This is a genomic window from Mesorhizobium sp. L103C105A0, from assembly GCF_000502215.1.
Lineage (GTDB): Bacteria > Pseudomonadota > Alphaproteobacteria > Rhizobiales > Rhizobiaceae > Mesorhizobium.
The window spans coordinates 92,658-108,625 of sequence record NZ_AYXF01000013.1 but is presented as its reverse complement, the minus strand read 5'-3'; the positions used below and the strand labels follow the sequence as shown (position 1 = coordinate 108,625).

Sequence of the window (15,968 nt, the reverse complement as noted above, 5' to 3'; positions counted from 1 at the left end):
ACCAAACTCGAGCCCCATCCGTGGATGGCACTCCCCAACATTCCAAGGGGATGCCAGCCCGTCGGCTGCTATCTCACTTCAAGCGAAAGATGTGCGTTTCCAGATCGCCTTATCCGCCAGCCCAACGAGCTGAATGTTCGTGTTTCCCTTTCACGGCTTCCTCGAAAGCCTTCAATCTGACAGGCCCGCCTGCTGGAAAATAGGCCACTGGCTGATCGCCTTGGGACGATAACCAAGGCCAGCCTCGCCTCTGGTGTTCAGCCTCCCAGGCAGCCCAGAGCGGCGTTCCGGGGCGAACTTGTTCTAGAGATGAACCAACGACTTCCAGCATTGGAATGTCTGCGGGAACGGGTGTTCCGTTGCCGTTGTCAGCCTGAACATCCATGCGGTTGACCATCGGCCATCCATGCCGCGCCTGGTATGCCAAACGCTCACGATGTCCGGCTGCACCGTCGTCAGCCATCAACTTCCCAAGGAAAGATCTTGGCTTGGGCAACTGCTGCGGCGGAAGGAGTAGCCAACAAAGCCTGATCGCGCACCAAATGCTCCCGAATGGCTGGGCCATTAGTACAGATGACCCCTTGGCCACTGATAATGCTGAAGTGCGAAGATGCTTCCATTTCCGATCTTTGAAATACGTTCCAAGCGCCAGCGCTTTGCGCCCACAATGGGCAAGATAGGCAGATGCTTTCGCCTCTGCTTCGGCTCTTTCCGTATCTGACAATTCCGCGAAGCACGCTACTGTCCAATCCAGGGGCGATTTCGCCCAATGCGGCCAATTCAAGCTTTCGGCGAGATGCGTAACCCGTGCTTTGAACCCCGCCGGATCGTCCGCCTGGGGCTCACATTCTCCCTTGTCGTCGCGGCTTCGCTCTCTCTTTTGATAATCCGTAATTGCTTTAGGATCAGTCTTTACTAGTGCCGCATTTTCCGTCGACGGATTTGCCGTCGACCGTTTTTCGGGCTGCGGTAAGAATGCAACACTTTCCGACGTCTCGTCGCCTCGCTTAGACCTAGGTTCATCGAAAATGACCAAGCTAAGGGGAGCAAATCGTCCGTCGGCACGAGGTTGCTCTCTAACCGCATAACCAAGCTCGACAAGCTCACTGACCATCCGCTGTGCCTTGCCACGGCCACATCCCCCTTTGTTGCGAATGTCACCTATGACAACCTTCCAGTTGTCGGGTTTTGAAAGGAGATACCCCAGTAGCCAGCGCGCCTCCATCGATAGGCGTTGGTCTTCAAAGACATGGTTCGGAACGGTTGTGTAATTCGTAGTGCGTGGCCCACGCCTGATGGTAGGTTCCGAACTCACGCAACCCTCGTACGGTTTGCCGAGTTCCAGTCAGAGGCTGCGTGGCTTTTGACGGGAACAGAACGGAGGCTGTCAACGGAGGTCTGGTCGAGCCCTGCCCGACGAAGGTTTGAGGCCGTGTGGGCCAAACCCGTTGGTGTCGAAGCGTTCCGACTTGGGTTCCTCATTTTGCAATCTTGTCCGACGCGCGAGCCGAAGCCAGCAGGCAAGCGCCTGAACTGTTCTCAAAGGCTTCAAGCTCGGTCAGACGCCAACGCGTGCAGCCTGGTCCGATCTTGATAGGGTTAGGGAAATCTTTGCGATGTGAGGTCCATCGCCAAACGCTATTCACGGAGATGCGATAGCGCGCCGCAACGTCGTGAACTGAATAGAATACCTCTTTGGGCAATATCGACATGGATTGCAGGACCCTTGCCGAGGTCTCGCCTCGACATTTGCCCGCACGTCATGCGCAGAAGTTGCTCCTCGATCTCAATCAACGCGAACGATGCGTTTGACCTACAAGAGGCACTTTAGGAGAAGCGATTCCATTGCGTCAGTCAACATGCCATATCGACCCACACTACGGCGCACAAAAATCCGACCAGTCCTGCATAAGCTGCCGGCGTTTTTCAAACAGATCACCGCGCCGATAGGCTGCCTCAACCTTGTTGCGAATGCTGTGTGCCAGTGCCATCTCAGCTACATCGCTTGGATATGCAGTGCGTTCGGCCACCCAGTCGCGAAACGTAGACCGGAAGCCGTGCGGAACAGCTGCAACACCCATCCGCCTCATCACGGCTGACAGCGTCATGTCCGAGAGCGAACCCCCGCGCGGTGCCGTGAAAACAATCTCCGAATGCAAGAACCTTGGGATGCCATCGAGAACAAGCATGGCTTGCCGTGAAAGAGGTACACTGTGTTCCCTCCCCGCCTTCATTCGATCGGCTGGGACCGTCCAAACAGATTTCTGCAGATCAAATTCGCTCCACTTCGCTTCGCGCACCTCGCCCGACCGGCCAGCTGTCAAAATAGCAAATTCGAGTGCTTTGGACCCCATCCCCTCAATCCGCTTCAAAGCAACAAGAAACTCTGCAACTCGATCAAATGGCAGGGCTGAATGGTGCGATACCGACCTCAGCTTTTTCGGCTTTGGAAGTACTGAATCAAGGTTCCCTTTCCACCTTGCAGGATTCTCTCCGGATCGAAAACCCGACACTGTGGCCCAGGACAAAACGTTCTCAATTCGACCCCGAAGCCTGGTGGCCGTCTCAGTCTTCTCAGCCCAGATGGGTTCGAGAACTTGAACAATGTGCGCAAGTGAGATCAACCCCACCGGCACAGTACCCAATGCCGGAGACGCGTAAGTCAGGATCGTCGTCAGGACCTGTGCGGCGTGCTTTTCGTTCCTGTATTCACGGCGCTTCGACTTATGCCATCGCCGCGCCGCTTCATCGAAGGTAATTTCACTCGCGACTGCAGACAACAGAGCACGCTTGGCTGCCCGCCTTTGTTCGGCGGGGTCGGCCCCGCGATCAACTGCTGCACGCATCTCCCGCGCTTTTTCGCGAACCTGGGCGAGTGTGACGTCCGGATATCCACCAAGACCAATCTCTCGCCGGCGTTGCCCGATGGAGATTCGAAGCAACCAGGAGCGTGCACCGGTATCCTTGACCTGCAACCCCAGACCCGCCACGCCGCCAACGGCATGTAGCCCCGGTTTCGAAAGGCGCTTGACCTCCAACGGTCCAAGCTCTCTAGCTTTGCGCGGCAATCCTACCTCCAAGACCCATCATTAGACCCACCAAAAAATATGCAACACGGTGAGGGCGCATGCAATGGCATAAAACGCTGCATAAGCCTATGGGACTGAATTTAAATGATATTCTATATTGATTGGACCGATATGTCACTGGGGCAAGGCGGACACTCCCTCCGCCAGATATTTGGCTACCGTGCTGAATTGCCTCTGTATTTTCAAAGAGGGCCAAATCTTTCCTAAGTTATTCCTAACTTCCTAAAACGAAGAAGCCTGCCACCGTGAGGCAGCGGGCCAGCGTGAGCGCAAACGTTGCGCCAGCCTCAGGATCAACGTTCGTCCTGGCGATAGAGCCGTTTGGTCGCGCGGTCGCTTTCCATGCGTTCTGCAGGACCACGGTGGCGTCGGGTCATAAGAACGTACGCCATCAATAGGGCCAGCAACAGTGGCCCACCAGCAACGACGATCAACCACATCACACTTTCAAACATGAGGCATCTCCTTCACGTCACAACCGTCAAGGAGAAGAACCGTTCCGTTCAAAGTTACAGCAACACCAGCTCCTCCTGCGACTGAGGCTCGTTTTCCCACGTGACCGTTTCGGAAATCCGGGCTCCGCTGCAACAAAAGGCTGCGGCTGCACGTTGCGGTTGATCATTCAACCAGGAGCAAAGCAAATGGCCGACGACAAAACGAAGACGGACTTCCGCGATCGGGACCGCGTCTCTGCCGATGAGGATTATGAAGTCGAGTATTTCGCCACCAAGGCCGGCATCACCCCGCAGCAGGTCAAGGAATTGATCGCGAAGCACGGCAACCGACGCGAGACGCTGGAGCGGGAAGCGAAGGCTCTGGGGAGCGGTAGGTAGGCCGGCATGCCAGAGTACCAGGTGGAAGAGTGGCATGGAGAGGAGTGTGTCTCATCTCAGGCCACGAACGCCGATGATCCGTTATCTGCGGTAGAGAAGGTCACGGGCCAAAGGGTGTCGCCTAGAGCGCTTCAGGAGCATTGGTTTCGTGTGGTCGATGAAGATGCGCGAAGCACGCATGAATTCAGCGTTGAGGACGGCGGCGCGGCTGCAGATTTCGCAAAATAGCCATCACCAGAATCTCGGACCTGCATTAGGACCAACGCTGCAGATAGGCGAGAAAGGTACAGCCGCCGGGCGGACCCGACGGCTTATCGTCGATTGGATCGCTGCCGCCGCATGGGGCCTTAAGGCGCGGCCGGCGCCAGCTTGGCGGCTACTTGGTCGATCTTGTCGGCAAGTACGCTATTGGCCCAATCTGTCACCTCAGGGTCAACGGGCTTGTTGGCCATTTGGGCAAGGGCTGCATCGATCGATGGGACGTTGGCAGCGGCAGCTGTGGCGGCGGTCTGAGCAGCGGCCGCATCCTGGGTGGCGTCATCGAGCGCTGCCTGTGCTGCATCGAGGTCGGCCTGCGTCGGGACATCTTCGGGCAGGGTATTCGGGTCAGCCGCTTTCGCATTCAGCGCGTCGAGCGCCGCTTTGGCGTCGGTAACCGCCTGATTAGCGGCGTCGAGCGCCGATTGAGCGTTCTTGGCTATTGCCGACTGTGTCACAAAAGCCTGCACGCCAGCGAAGTTCTTGCTCTTGGAGTGCATAAAGGCGTTGGCGTTGCGCTGAAGCGAGTTCAACCGGCCGAGCTTGGCATGGATATTCTTTTCCTTGGACACAGAAGGGGTAGCGGCCTTGGCGACCTGGCCCTTAGGGGCCTGGCCCTTGGCGGATGCCGACTTGCCGACCGAACCGCCGCCTCCGCCATTGCCGNCCATTGCCGCCAGCATTACCGTTTCCTCCGCTATTGCCATTGCCATTGCCATTGCCGTTACCATTGCCATGGCCGTTACCATGGCCGTTGCCACCAGCAGCAGCCAGGGCCGGCGACACCAGAAGCGAGAACACCGCAAATGCAGCAAAAAGGGTCTTTCGGGATGTCATAACTACCTCCGAGATTGCCACCGCCACTAACCGCTATAGCGGGCAACATGAGGAATCGCTAACACAAAGGGTAAACTTAGATATAGATGTGCTTTCATTGCGAGAACGAAGCGGCCGGCCGGCGAAACGCCAACCAGCATAACTCTTTGAAATTGCTGAAGTAGATCACCCTCCTTGGAACCGGCCGGCCTTCCGAACTCAAAGGTCCTAGACCGCTCAGACCAAGGTCTTAAGCCGTGGTTTCGGCCGCGACTCAGAAGTCGTGACGGCGCGGCGACCTTCGGTAGTCGGCACCTATCGGCCTGAGGCCGAGCTCGACATCGATCCGCTGCAGTGTTCCCAAACACCGCCTAAGTGGTTGTATTCCCTGTCTTTTGATATAAGCGCTAGTCTGAGGTAAAATTTCGACCGGCATCTGGCGGGCTTACGTTATGCAGCATCGAACGTTCTTTGGTGGCAAGGTCACCGAGATCCCCACTTCGTTACATAGCGATCCAAGGGGAATGCTGACCGCTATCGAGTTCAGCGGTTACAATTTCCAAGCCGTGCGGGCGTTCGTCGTCACCGCGCCGCGCGGCACGTCGCGGGGCGGACATGCACACGGCTCGGGCCGGCAATTGATGATGCAGCTGTCGGGCGAGATCGGCATCGAATTTCGGTATCAGGAACAGGTCGAACGGCTGACGCTCACCGCATCGAATCGCGCGGTGCTGGTCGACGCCCCGGTGTGGGCGCTGCAGACCTATGAAGGCGAGAACCCGTCTTTGCTGGTTTTCTGCGATACCGAATACGACCCTGAAAACTACGTATCGAACCCCTGATAACAGTCATCGGGAAAGGAGAGGCCGCGATGCGCGCCAGGACATGACAGCGCCTCGCGGCAGAATGGCTATTCTCGGCGCCGGCATCATGGGCGCCAGCCTCGCTCTCATGATGGCCCGCAGAGGCTACGCGGTGACCCTCTTCGACAAGGAGAGCGAGCCGATGGCCTGCGCCAGCCGTTGGAACGAGGGCAAGATTCATCTCGGCTATCTCTACGGGAACGATCCCTCGCTGCTGACCGCTCGGCATCTGCTTTCGGGAGGACTGTGTTTCGGCAGGCTTGTCTCCGAGCTGATCGGAAGCAATCTGGAAGCGCACACGACCCTTTCGGAAGACCTTTATCTGATCCATCGCAACTCGATCGTCGCTGCCGAGGCGCTGGGGGCGATCTTTGAACGTGTGGATGTATTGGTGCGCAGCCACGCTGACGCCACGAGCTACCTTGCCGACGTATCGGCGGCGCGGTCGAAACGGCTTTCCAGAACTGAATTGGCCGATGTCACCAACTCGGACCAGATCGTCGGCGGCTTCCAGGTGCCGGAGCGATCCGTCAACACGCGATGGGTTGCCGACCGGCTTTGCGCGGCGCTTCGGGGTGAACCCAATATCAGCTTGCGGATGGCGTCCAAAGTCCTGTCGGCACAGCCGGTGGACGGAATTGACGGGAAATGGCGCGTGGCGGTCGCAGGCAAGAAAAGTGAGGCGTTCGACATCGTCGTCAATTGCCTTTGGGAGGGGCGGCTGGCTGTCGACCGCACGGCCGGCATCGAGCCGGTTCCCGGATGGTCGCACCGCTACAGGCTTTGCCTGTTCGGCCGCACCAGGCAGCCTGTCAATGTGCCATGCGCGGTCGTCGCCCTTGGCCCGTTCGGCGACATAAAAAACTATGACGGGCGCAACTTCTATCTCTCCTGGTACCCGAGCGGGTTGCTTGCGGAGAGTGGCGAATTGTCGATCGAAACGCCGCAAGCGCTCGATGCCGACGCACGACAGCGGTTCATCGGCGACGTTCGCGCCACGCTCGCCCGGTTGGTGCCCAGTGTTTCCAGCATGTTCGACGATGCCGAGGAGCTTGAGGTACGCGGCGGCTTCGTGTTTGCGCAAGGGCGTGGTTCGCTCAGCGACCCGAAAGCCACAATCCATCGCCGCGACCAATTCGGGGTCAACCGCCTGGGCAACTACATCTCGGTCGACACAGGTAAATATTCGACGGCGCCGTGGCTTGCCGACAGGCTGGCGCGGCAAATCTGCGGGATCGAGTGAATGGGTGAGACAGAACAGGGCGGCGCGAAGCAGGTAGCGCAGAAACAAGTCCAGCTTCGATCCGGCTGGCGGCCGAAGGTCACGGCGCTGGTGCCATGCTACAATTCGGCGGCATTCATTTCGCGTACGCTGGACAGCCTCGCCGCGCAGACCTGGGACAATATCGAGATCCTGGTCGGGGAGGACAATTCGACCGACGCGACATTCGAGATCGTTTCAGCCTTCGCCGGCGGCCGCGACGATGTCCGTATCCTCCGCCGGGACAAAAACCTGGGATGGCTGAAGAACTCCAACGATCTGATGGCCAATGCCAGCGGCGAATTGATGTTCTTTGCCTTCCATGACGACGTCATCGATCCAACCTATATCGAGGCGCTGGTGCGGGCGCTCGATGCCAATCCCGCGGCCGTACTGTCGTTCAGCGACGTCGAAGTGATCGAAGTCAGCGGCGAAAGTGCCACGTGGAAGTTCGACCTGCTGGAGGGCTTGCAGGACGGTTTTGCGCGTGGCCGGGCGATGGCGCGCCAGCCGCATGGATGGTGGGTTCCCAATCGTGGGATATTCAGGGCCTGGGCGTTCCACCGTAGCGGCGGGATCAAGCCCAACAGCCAAGGCGAATTCAGCGCCGACTGGACCTGGCTTCTGCATCTGTCGCTGCTCGGCGGCTTTGTCCGCGTGCCGCAAGTGCTCTGCCACAAATACTACCGGGCGGGCAGCATCAGCCGGCGCTGGGACCGCAACAGCACCCAACGAAGGGCCTTGCGGGCGGCGGGGATAAGGGAGGTCTGGCACAGCGAGGCCGGCCTTGCACAAAGAGCCTTCCTCGCTGTCTATATCGCCTTGCGGCCGTGGCGGTGGGTGCCGCGATCGCGAGAAGCGCAAAGACGGCGAAACAGGCAATCGGTGCATGGCAGCCCGGACAAATAAGAATGGCGCCGGCGACGTATCAAAGCGGCTGCGTCAAAACACCCTGCCCGGCCAACGGCGATTTCCGCGCATATCCGGCTGCCCCAAAATGGCACTCCGGTTGATTTTTCACGCGAGTTATGGTCGTTCTCCCGCCCATGAAAAAACTATTCCTTGCGGCGCTGGCCTCGGTGACGCTGGCCTGGCCCGCCCACGCGATGGACGCCGCCCTGCGCGCCGGCCTGCTGAAACTCGACCCGGAGACCCGGCTGGAGCAGAGATGCGACGCCGAAGTGCTCGACCGCATCAGCCATGACGACCACAAGTACAAGGCAGACCGCGTCGTCGCCTACGCCTTCGCGACGCCGGAAATGAAGGCCGATGCCATCCGCAGCCCGGGCGCTGCCTTCCGCAGCAAGGGGCAGTGGTACCGGCTGAAGTTCAAATGCGAGACGGCGCCTGACCATATGGAGGTCCTGCAGTTCCGTTACCGCATCGGCGACGAGATTCCGGAAGCCGACTGGGCGAAGTACAATCTCTACGACTGAATTCGCTGCGACCAGAATTCTCTCTGGCAGAACGACCTTCCCTATTCCCGTGGCTTTCAGCGTCGGCCGTTAGAGCGGTTCAGCTTTTTACAGAGCAGCTGACCCACTCTAACTCTTTGTTTTTGCATGATTCCGGACGGAAAACCGCTACGCACTTTTCCTGGAATTGCGCCGGCAGTCTCTTGACGCGCGGGAACCATACACGTTAGGGCGTCGGCATATCCGACGACGAACACGCCGATACAGCAAGGGGCTCCGGTCGATGGACATTTTCAGCGCTGCAAGCATGACGGCCCTCCTCCAGGTCATCGCCATCGATCTGGTGCTTGCCGGCGACAATGCCATCGTCATCGGCCTTGCCGCCGCCGGCCTGCCGGTCGAGCAGCGCAAGAAAGCCATCCTGATCGGCGTGTTGGCGGCGACTGTGCTGCGCATCCTGTTTGCCGCCGTCACCGTCAAGCTTCTTGCCATTGTCGGCCTGCTGCTGGCCGGCGGCATCCTTTTGTTGTGGGTGTGCTGGAAGATGTGGCGCGAGCTGCGGACGTCGCATGCCGACGAGTTCGAGGCGACCGAGGCGCTCTCCGATTCCGACCTCAACAGCGACAGAACGGTAGGTGGCAAGGCGCCGCGCAAGACGCTCGGCCAGGCGGCCCTGCAGATCGTCGTCGCCGATGTTTCGATGTCGCTGGACAATGTGCTGGCGGTCGCCGGTGCGGCGCGCGATCATTTTCCGGTGCTTGTCATAGGCCTGGTGCTGTCGATCGCCTTGATGGGCTTGGCCGCGAGCTTCATTGCCAAGCTGCTGCACCGCCACCGCTGGATCGCTTATGTCGGCCTGCTGATCATTCTCTACGTCGCGATCGATATGGTCTATCGCGGCGTTGTCGAGGTCTGGCCGCATGTCAGTCCTGTGGTGAGCTGACTCTGCCGGTCCTACAGCTTCTGTATACTACGGGTATCTGCCGGAGGCAGTGGTCGCGTTCGCCGCAGCCGCTGCCCATACCAATGCCGCAATAAGTGTGGTACTGGCCGCCGATCCCGAAAAACCCGGAATGTTTCTCATGTCTGCGCCTCGCGTCAGTTTCGTCAGCCTTGGATGCCCGAAGGCGCTTGTGGATTCCGAGCGCATCATCACGCGCCTGCGCGCCGAAGGCTATGAGATCGCGCGCAAGCATGACGGCGCGGACCTTGTCGTCGTCAACACCTGCGGCTTTCTCGATTCGGCCCGCGACGAATCGCTCAACGCCATTGGTTCGGCGCTTTCGGAAAACGGCCGGGTGATCGTCACCGGCTGCCTCGGCGCCGAGCCGGACGTCATACGAGAGAAGCACCCCAACGTCCTCGCCATCACCGGCCCGCAGGCCTATGAGAGCGTGATGGCCGCGGTGCATGAGGCGGCGCCGCCCAGCCACGATCCCTATATCGACCTTCTGCCGCCGCAAGGCGTCAAGCTGACGCCGCGCCACTACGCCTATCTCAAGATTTCCGAAGGCTGCAACAACCGCTGCACCTTCTGCATCATTCCGGCACTGCGCGGCGACCTCGTCTCGCGCCCGGCGGCCGATGTGCTGCGCGAGGCCGAGAAGCTGGCCAAGGCCGGCGTCAAGGAACTGCTGGTCATCTCGCAGGACACCAGCGCCTACGGCATCGACATCAAGTACCAGACGTCGATGTTCGGCGACCGCGAAGTGCGGGCGAAATTCCTCGACCTTTCGGAGGAGCTGGGCAAGCTCGGCATCTGGGTACGCATGCACTATGTCTACCCCTACCCGCATGTCGCCGATGTCATCCCGCTAATGGCGGATGGAAAAATCCTTCCCTATCTGGACATCCCCTTCCAGCACGCCTCGCCGCAGGTGCTGAAGAACATGCGCCGTCCAGCCCATGGCGAAAAGACGCTGGAGCGCATTCGCGGCTGGCGCGAGGTGTGCCCGGATCTGGCGATACGCTCGACCTTCATCGTCGGTTTCCCCGGCGAGACCGACGAGGATTTCGAGATGCTGCTCGACTGGCTGGACGAGGCCAGGATCGATCGCGCCGGCTGCTTTAAATACGAGCCGGTCCGCGGCGCCCGCTCCAACGATCTCGGCCTCGAACAGGTGCCGCAGGAGATCAAGGAAGCGCGCTGGCATCGCTTCATGCAGCGCCAGCAGAAGATCTCGGCGACGCAGCTGGCCAAGAAGGTCGGCAAGCGCCTGCCGGTGCTGATCGACGAGGCGCATGGCACGTCTGCCAAGGGCCGGACAAAATACGACGCGCCCGAGATCGACGGTTCGGTGCATATCCAGTCGCGCCGCCCGCTGCGCCAAGGCGACATCGTCACGGTCAAGATCGACCGCGCCGACGCCTACGACCTTTACGGCTCGGCGGTTTAGAAAATTACCAAAAAGGGCGCCTCCCGGCGCCCTCGGATTTTTGGCACAGCCCTCGGCGCGGTTTCGCAGTCGAAGCGTGCAGCCCGCGAAATGAAAAAGGGCGCCGCGCGGCGCCCCTTCTCCTTTGCGTTTCCGATATTTACTGCGGCAACTTGTCGTCGACGCCCTTCACATAGAAGTTCATGCCGAGCAGCGTGCCGTCGTCGGCGACTTCGCCGTCCTTGAGCCACGGCGTGCCGTCCTGCTTGGCGACCGGTCCGGTGAAGGGGTTCCAGCCATCTGCGATTTTCTTGGCGGTTGCCTCGGCCATCGCCTTCACATCGTCCGGCATGTTGGTGAAGGGCGCCAGCTTGACGGCGCCGTCCTTGATGCCGAGCCAGACATTGTCCGGCTTCCAGGTGCCGTCGAGCGCTGCCTGAACGCGGCTGATGTAGTACGGCCCCCATTCGTCCGTCAGCGAGGTCAGCTGCGCGTTCGGCGCGAACTTGATCATGTCGGAGGACTGGCCGAAGCCGTGCAGCTTGCGCTCTTCCGCCACCTGCAAGGCAGCGGTGGAATCGGTGTGCTGAACGATGATGTCGGCGCCCTGATCGAACAGTGCCTTGGCCGCGTCAGCTTCCTTGCCCGGATCGAACCAGGAGTTCACCCAGACGATCTTGGCCTTGAAGTTCGGGTTGACCGACTGCGCGCCGAGCATGAAGGAGTTGATACCCATCACCACTTCGGGGATCGGGAAGGAAACGATATAGCCGGCGACCCCTGCCTTCGATTCCTTGGCGGCGATCTGGCCGAGCACATAGCGGCCTTCATAGAAGCGCGCATTGTAGATGCCGAGATTGTCAGCGGTCTTGTAGCCGGTGGCGTGCTCGAACATCACTTTGGGGAACTTCTTGGCGACCTTCACTTCCGGGTCCATGAAGCCGAAAGAGGTGCCGAAGATGATCTTGCAGCCTTCGCGCGCCAGACGCTCGAAAGCGCGGTCGGCATCGGGACCTTCCGAGACGTTCTCGAGATAGGCGGTTTCGACCTTGTCGCCGAGCGCCTTTTCCACCTCGAGGCGGCCCTGGTCGTGCTGGTAGGAATAGCCGAAGTCGCCGATCGGGCCGGTGTAGACCCAGCATGCCTTCAACTTGTCGGCGGCCTGCGCGGACGCCGCCAGTGACATGGCGGCGGTCGTGGTCATCAACGCAATAAGCAGTTTTTTCATTGTGTTACCTCTCTGAGTTTAGCCTTGGAGCTTCCCGTTTGTTTTTGTTGTCAACGATCCGGAACGAATGGCTGCCCCAAGGAAGCCGGCGTGTTCATCATCGTCAGACGCTTGTTGCGCGAGATTAGAACGAGAACCACGACGGTTGCCAGATAGGGCAGAGAAGAAAGCAGCTGCGAAGGCACCGGAATGCCAAATGCCTGTGCATGAAGCTGGCCGATCCACACCGCGCCGAAGATGTAGGCGCCGGCGAGCACGCGCCACGGCCGCCAGGAGGCGAAGACGACCAGCGCCAGCGCGATCCAGCCGCGGCCCGCGCTCATGTTCTCCACCCATTGCGGCGTGTAGACCAGCGACAGATGGCCGCCGGCAAGGCCGGCGCAGGCGCCGCCGAAGATGACCGCGAGATAGCGGTAGCGGATGACCTTGATGCCGAGCGCATGCGCCGATGTGTGGCTGTCGCCGATCGAGCGCAGAGTGAGGCCGGTGCGGGTCTTGAACAGGAACCACATGACGGCCGCCGTCAGCGCGATCGAGATGTAGAAGATCGGGTCCTGGCCGAACAACAGCCTGCCGACCACGGGAATGTCGGTGAGCACCGGAACGTAGAGGTTTGGCAGCCGCTCGCCGGGCTGGCCGACGAAGCTGGTCCCCATCATGCCGGAAAGGCCGAGGCCGAGCAGCGTCAACGACAGGCCGGTCGCCACCTGATTGGTGGCGAGCGACAGCGTCATCACCGCAAACAGCAGCGAGAACACCGCGCCCATGGCAATTGCCGCCAACAGGCCCATCCAGGGCGATCCCGTGAGATAGCCGGCTCCGAAGCCGCCGACGGCGCCCATGATCATCATGCCTTCGACGCCGAGGTTGAGCACGCCGGAGCGCTCGACCACCAGTTCGCCGATGGCCGCTATTAAAAGCGGCGTCGCCGCCGTGGCGATGGTCAAAAGGATGTTGACGGCGATGTCCATCAGCGGGCTTCCTTCAACTTCGGCGCGGCTTCAAGCTTCGCCGCGCTTTTCGTCAGCGCCATGCCGACCAGACGGATGCGATAGTGGATGAGCGTGTCGCAGCCGAGCACGAAGAACAAAAGCATGCCCTGGAACACGCGTGCCACTTTGTCGGAAATGCCGAGCGCGCTCTGCACCGCCTCGCCGCCGAGATAGGTCAACGCCAGCACCAGGCCGGCGGCGACAATGCCGAGCGGATTGAGCCGGCCGAGGAACGCGACAATAATGGCGGTGAAGCCGTAGCCGGGCGAGATCACCGGCTGGAGCTGGCCGATGGCGCCGGAGACTTCCGAAATGCCGGCAAGCCCAGCCAGCGCGCCTGACAGCAGGAAGGCGAAGAACACCATGCGGTTGAGGCCGAAACCGGCGAAGCGCCCTGCCCTCGGGCTGGAGCCGAGCACGCGGACCTCAAAACCCTTGAGCAGGCGGCTCATCAGCACCCAGATCAGCACGGCTGCGATGAGAGCGAAGACAAAACCCCAATTTGCGCGGCCGGCATCCGGCATCAGTTCCGGCAGCACCGCCGAGTCGTTGAACTGGATCGTCTGCGGGAAGCCGTGGCCCTGCGGATCGCGCCAGGGACCGCGCACCAGCCAGTCGAGGAAAAGCTGGGCGACATAGACCAGCATCAGGCTGGTCAGGATTTCGTTGGTGCCGAAGCGCGTCTTTAAGAGAGCCGGGATTGCAGCGTAGGCGGCGCCGCCGACCATGCCGAACAACAGCATCAGCGGCAGCACCAGCGGGCCTTCGAACCCGGGAAACAGCACCGGAATGGCCGAGCCGAAAATGCCGCCGAGGATGAACTGTCCCTCGGCGCCGATGTTCCAGATGTTGGCCTTGTAGCAGACGGACAGGCCGACCGCGATCAGGATCAACGGCGCGGCCTTGATCGCCAGCTCATGCAGCTGCCAGACCTGGCTGATCGGCTCGATGAAGTAAATCCCGAAAGCAGTCAGCGGGTTGACGCCGAGCAGCGCGAACAGAACCGCGCCGGCGATGATCGTCAGAGCGAAGGCGATGAAAGGCGACAGCGCCGAAAACAGCATCGAGCGCTGTGGGCGTTTGACGAGTTCGAGGCGCATCATGCCGTCTCCAGACCATGTTCGGCGTGGCCGGGCTCGGCGCCGCCCATCAACAGGCCGATCTTCTCGAAAGTGGCCTCGGCGATCGGCAGCGGCTTCGACAATTCGCCATTGTGCATGACCGCGATCGCGTCCGAAATCTCGAACAGCTCATCGAGGTCCTGGCTGATGACCAGAACCGCCGAGCCACTGCGCGCCAGTTCGATCAGCGCCTGGCGGATATGAGCGGCGGCGCCGGCGTCGACGCCCCAGGTGGGTTGGTTGACGACCATGACGGCAGGGCTGCGGTCGAGTTCGCGACCGACGATGAATTTCTGCAGATTGCCGCCCGAAAGGGCCGCAGCTTCCGGATCGGGCGCGCTCTTGCGCACATCCATCGCCACGATGATGCGCTGGGCGGCGGCATAGACCGCACCGCTTTTGACGGCGCCGCCGACGCCGACAAAAACCTTGCCGTCGGTGGCGTGCCGCGACAGAAGCAGGTTTTCCGAAAGCTTCATGCGTGGCGCCGCGCCATGGCCGAGGCGTTCTTCCGGCACGAAGGCAGCGCCCATCAGCCGCCGGCCTGTGATCGAGAGCGAGCCGGCATCCTTGCCGCGGATGCGCACGGATGCGGCGTCCTGCTGCAGCACCTCGCCGGAGACGGATTCGAAGAACTCGCCCTGGCCGTTGCCGGCGACACCGGCAATGCCGATCACCTCGCCGGCGCGCACAGTGAGGTTGATATTCTTCAGCGGAATCGAAAACGGCGTTGCCGGCTTGCGGCTGAGGGCGCGGATTTCGAGCAGCGGCTGCGCGGTCTCGATGCCTTCGGCCGGCGCACGCACCACGGCCTTCACCTCGTTACCGACCATCATGCGGGCCAGCGACGAAGCCGTTTCCTCGCGCGGATTGCAATGGCCGACGACCTTGCCGTGACGCAGCACGGTGGCGCGGTCGCAAATGCGTTTGACCTCTTCCAGCCGGTGCGAAATGTAGAGGATGGATTTGCCCTCGGAGCGCAGGCGCTCCAGCGTCTCGAACAGCTTGTCGGCTTCCTGCGGCGTCAGCACCGAGGTCGGCTCGTCGAGGATGATGAGCTGCGGCGTCTGCAACAGGCAGCGGATGATCTCGATGCGCTGGCGTTCGCCGACCGAGAGATCGCCGACCAGCGAGTCCGGATCGAGCGGCAGGCCATAGCTGAAGGAAAGCGCCCTCGCCTTGGCCGCGATCGAGCTGATCGGTGAGCCGTCATCCAGAGACAGAGCGATATTCTCGGCCGCGGTCAGCGCCTCGAACAGCGAAAAGTGCTGAAACACCATGCCGATGCCGAGCTTCTTCGCCATGCCCGGACTGGTGATCCGCACCGCTTCGCCGTTCCAGAATATCTCGCCGGAATTGGGCTCCAGCGAGCCGAACAGCATCTTGACCAGCGTCGACTTGCCGGCGCCGTTTTCGCCAAGCAGCGCGTGGATCTCGCCCTTGGCGATGTTGAGGTCGATATGATCGCACGCCGTCAGCGTGCCGAATATCTTGGTCAGGCCACGAACCTCAAGCAGGTTCGCTCCATCATGATCTGCACTCACAGTGCCTCCCATCCGGTTCCCGGACATGTTCTGTGTTCCCGCCAGCATGGTATGCGCTGGCCGCTCTCGTGCGAAAGCAGCACCCACCTTGAAAGAGCTTCAAGAATTTCAGCGGAAACTCAAGGGGTAAAGACCGACCTGCTTCGTACAACAGACCGATCGCCCGGTTTTTC

Annotated in this window: 14 protein-coding genes; 7 read left to right on the top strand and 7 right to left on the bottom strand. The window is 60.7% G+C overall.

The features are described from left to right. Nucleotides 1–109: 109 nt before the first annotated feature. The 3 genes from X727_RS1000000168135 to X727_RS1000000168640 all read right to left on the bottom strand — a co-directional run bounded on the left by X727_RS1000000168135 (nucleotide 110) and on the right by X727_RS1000000168640 (nucleotide 3,544). On the bottom strand, nucleotides 110–1,315 hold the full coding sequence (locus tag X727_RS1000000168135) for a helix-turn-helix domain-containing protein (protein WP_155923612.1): 1,206 nt from the start codon (nucleotides 1,313–1,315) through the stop codon (nucleotides 110–112). A 562-nt stretch (nucleotides 1,316–1,877) separates the two neighbouring features. Beyond that, nucleotides 1,878–3,068, bottom strand: coding sequence for a site-specific integrase (locus X727_RS139185; protein ID WP_023835089.1), 1,191 nt, complete (start codon nucleotides 3,066–3,068; stop codon nucleotides 1,878–1,880). A gap of 314 nt (nucleotides 3,069–3,382) precedes the next feature. Continuing rightward, nucleotides 3,383–3,544: a hypothetical protein gene (locus X727_RS1000000168640; protein WP_023691300.1), complete on the bottom strand. Its 162-nt coding sequence runs from the start codon at nucleotides 3,542–3,544 to the stop codon at nucleotides 3,383–3,385. A 186-nt stretch (nucleotides 3,545–3,730) separates the two neighbouring features. Here X727_RS1000000168640 and X727_RS139190 point away from each other — a divergent pair, with 186 nt between their 5' ends. The 7 genes from X727_RS139190 (at nucleotide 3,731) to rimO (ending at nucleotide 10,931) form a co-directional block, all read left to right on the top strand. Next, nucleotides 3,731–3,922 carry a DUF3606 domain-containing protein gene (locus X727_RS139190; RefSeq protein ID WP_023668952.1) on the top strand — a complete coding sequence of 64 codons (192 nt, stop codon included), beginning with the start codon at nucleotides 3,731–3,733 and terminating at the stop codon, nucleotides 3,920–3,922. A 1,526-nt stretch (nucleotides 3,923–5,448) separates the two neighbouring features. After that, nucleotides 5,449–5,838 carry an FdtA/QdtA family cupin domain-containing protein gene (locus X727_RS1000000165735; protein WP_023835088.1) on the top strand — a complete coding sequence of 130 codons (390 nt, stop codon included), beginning with the start codon at nucleotides 5,449–5,451 and terminating at the stop codon, nucleotides 5,836–5,838. A gap of 64 nt (nucleotides 5,839–5,902) precedes the next feature. Then, on the top strand, nucleotides 5,903–7,102 hold the full coding sequence (locus X727_RS139200) for an FAD-dependent oxidoreductase (RefSeq protein ID WP_023835087.1): 1,200 nt from the start codon (nucleotides 5,903–5,905) through the stop codon (nucleotides 7,100–7,102). Then, a complete protein-coding gene (locus X727_RS139205; protein WP_023691313.1) occupies nucleotides 7,103–8,029 on the top strand; it encodes a glycosyltransferase family 2 protein in 927 nt (308 codons plus the stop codon). A gap of 119 nt (nucleotides 8,030–8,148) precedes the next feature. Then, complete coding sequence (locus X727_RS139210) at nucleotides 8,149–8,556, top strand: DUF930 domain-containing protein (protein ID WP_032889884.1); 408 nt, start codon at nucleotides 8,149–8,151, stop codon at nucleotides 8,554–8,556. A gap of 262 nt (nucleotides 8,557–8,818) precedes the next feature. Next, entirely contained in the window at nucleotides 8,819–9,478 is a 660-nt protein-coding gene (locus tag X727_RS139215; RefSeq protein WP_023668959.1) for a TerC family protein, read from the top strand. A gap of 139 nt (nucleotides 9,479–9,617) precedes the next feature. Further along, the gene (gene rimO, locus X727_RS139220; protein ID WP_023691314.1) at nucleotides 9,618–10,931 is read left to right on the top strand and encodes a 30S ribosomal protein S12 methylthiotransferase RimO; all 1,314 of its coding nucleotides are present in this window, start codon (nucleotides 9,618–9,620) and stop codon (nucleotides 10,929–10,931) included. Between the two features lie 139 nt (nucleotides 10,932–11,070). On the opposite strand, the gene X727_RS139225 is transcribed toward rimO, so the two are convergent. From X727_RS139225 to X727_RS139240, 4 genes are read right to left on the bottom strand one after another with little or no spacing between them, the layout of a single operon-like run. Beyond that, the gene (locus X727_RS139225; protein WP_023682527.1) at nucleotides 11,071–12,138 is read right to left on the bottom strand and encodes a BMP family ABC transporter substrate-binding protein; all 1,068 of its coding nucleotides are present in this window, start codon (nucleotides 12,136–12,138) and stop codon (nucleotides 11,071–11,073) included. Nucleotides 12,139–12,188: 50 nt separating this feature from the next. Continuing rightward, nucleotides 12,189–13,109, bottom strand: a complete 921-nt coding sequence (locus X727_RS139230) for an ABC transporter permease (RefSeq protein WP_023682526.1) — start codon at nucleotides 13,107–13,109, stop codon at nucleotides 12,189–12,191. Continuing rightward, the gene (locus tag X727_RS139235; protein ID WP_027050893.1) at nucleotides 13,109–14,233 is read right to left on the bottom strand and encodes an ABC transporter permease; all 1,125 of its coding nucleotides are present in this window, start codon (nucleotides 14,231–14,233) and stop codon (nucleotides 13,109–13,111) included. Before X727_RS139235 ends, X727_RS139230 begins: the two co-directional genes overlap by 1 nt. Next, nucleotides 14,230–15,807 carry an ABC transporter ATP-binding protein gene (locus tag X727_RS139240; protein WP_023835086.1) on the bottom strand — a complete coding sequence of 526 codons (1,578 nt, stop codon included), beginning with the start codon at nucleotides 15,805–15,807 and terminating at the stop codon, nucleotides 14,230–14,232. The genes X727_RS139235 and X727_RS139240 overlap by 4 nt, the downstream gene beginning before the upstream one ends. Nucleotides 15,808–15,968: the final 161 nt, after the last annotated feature.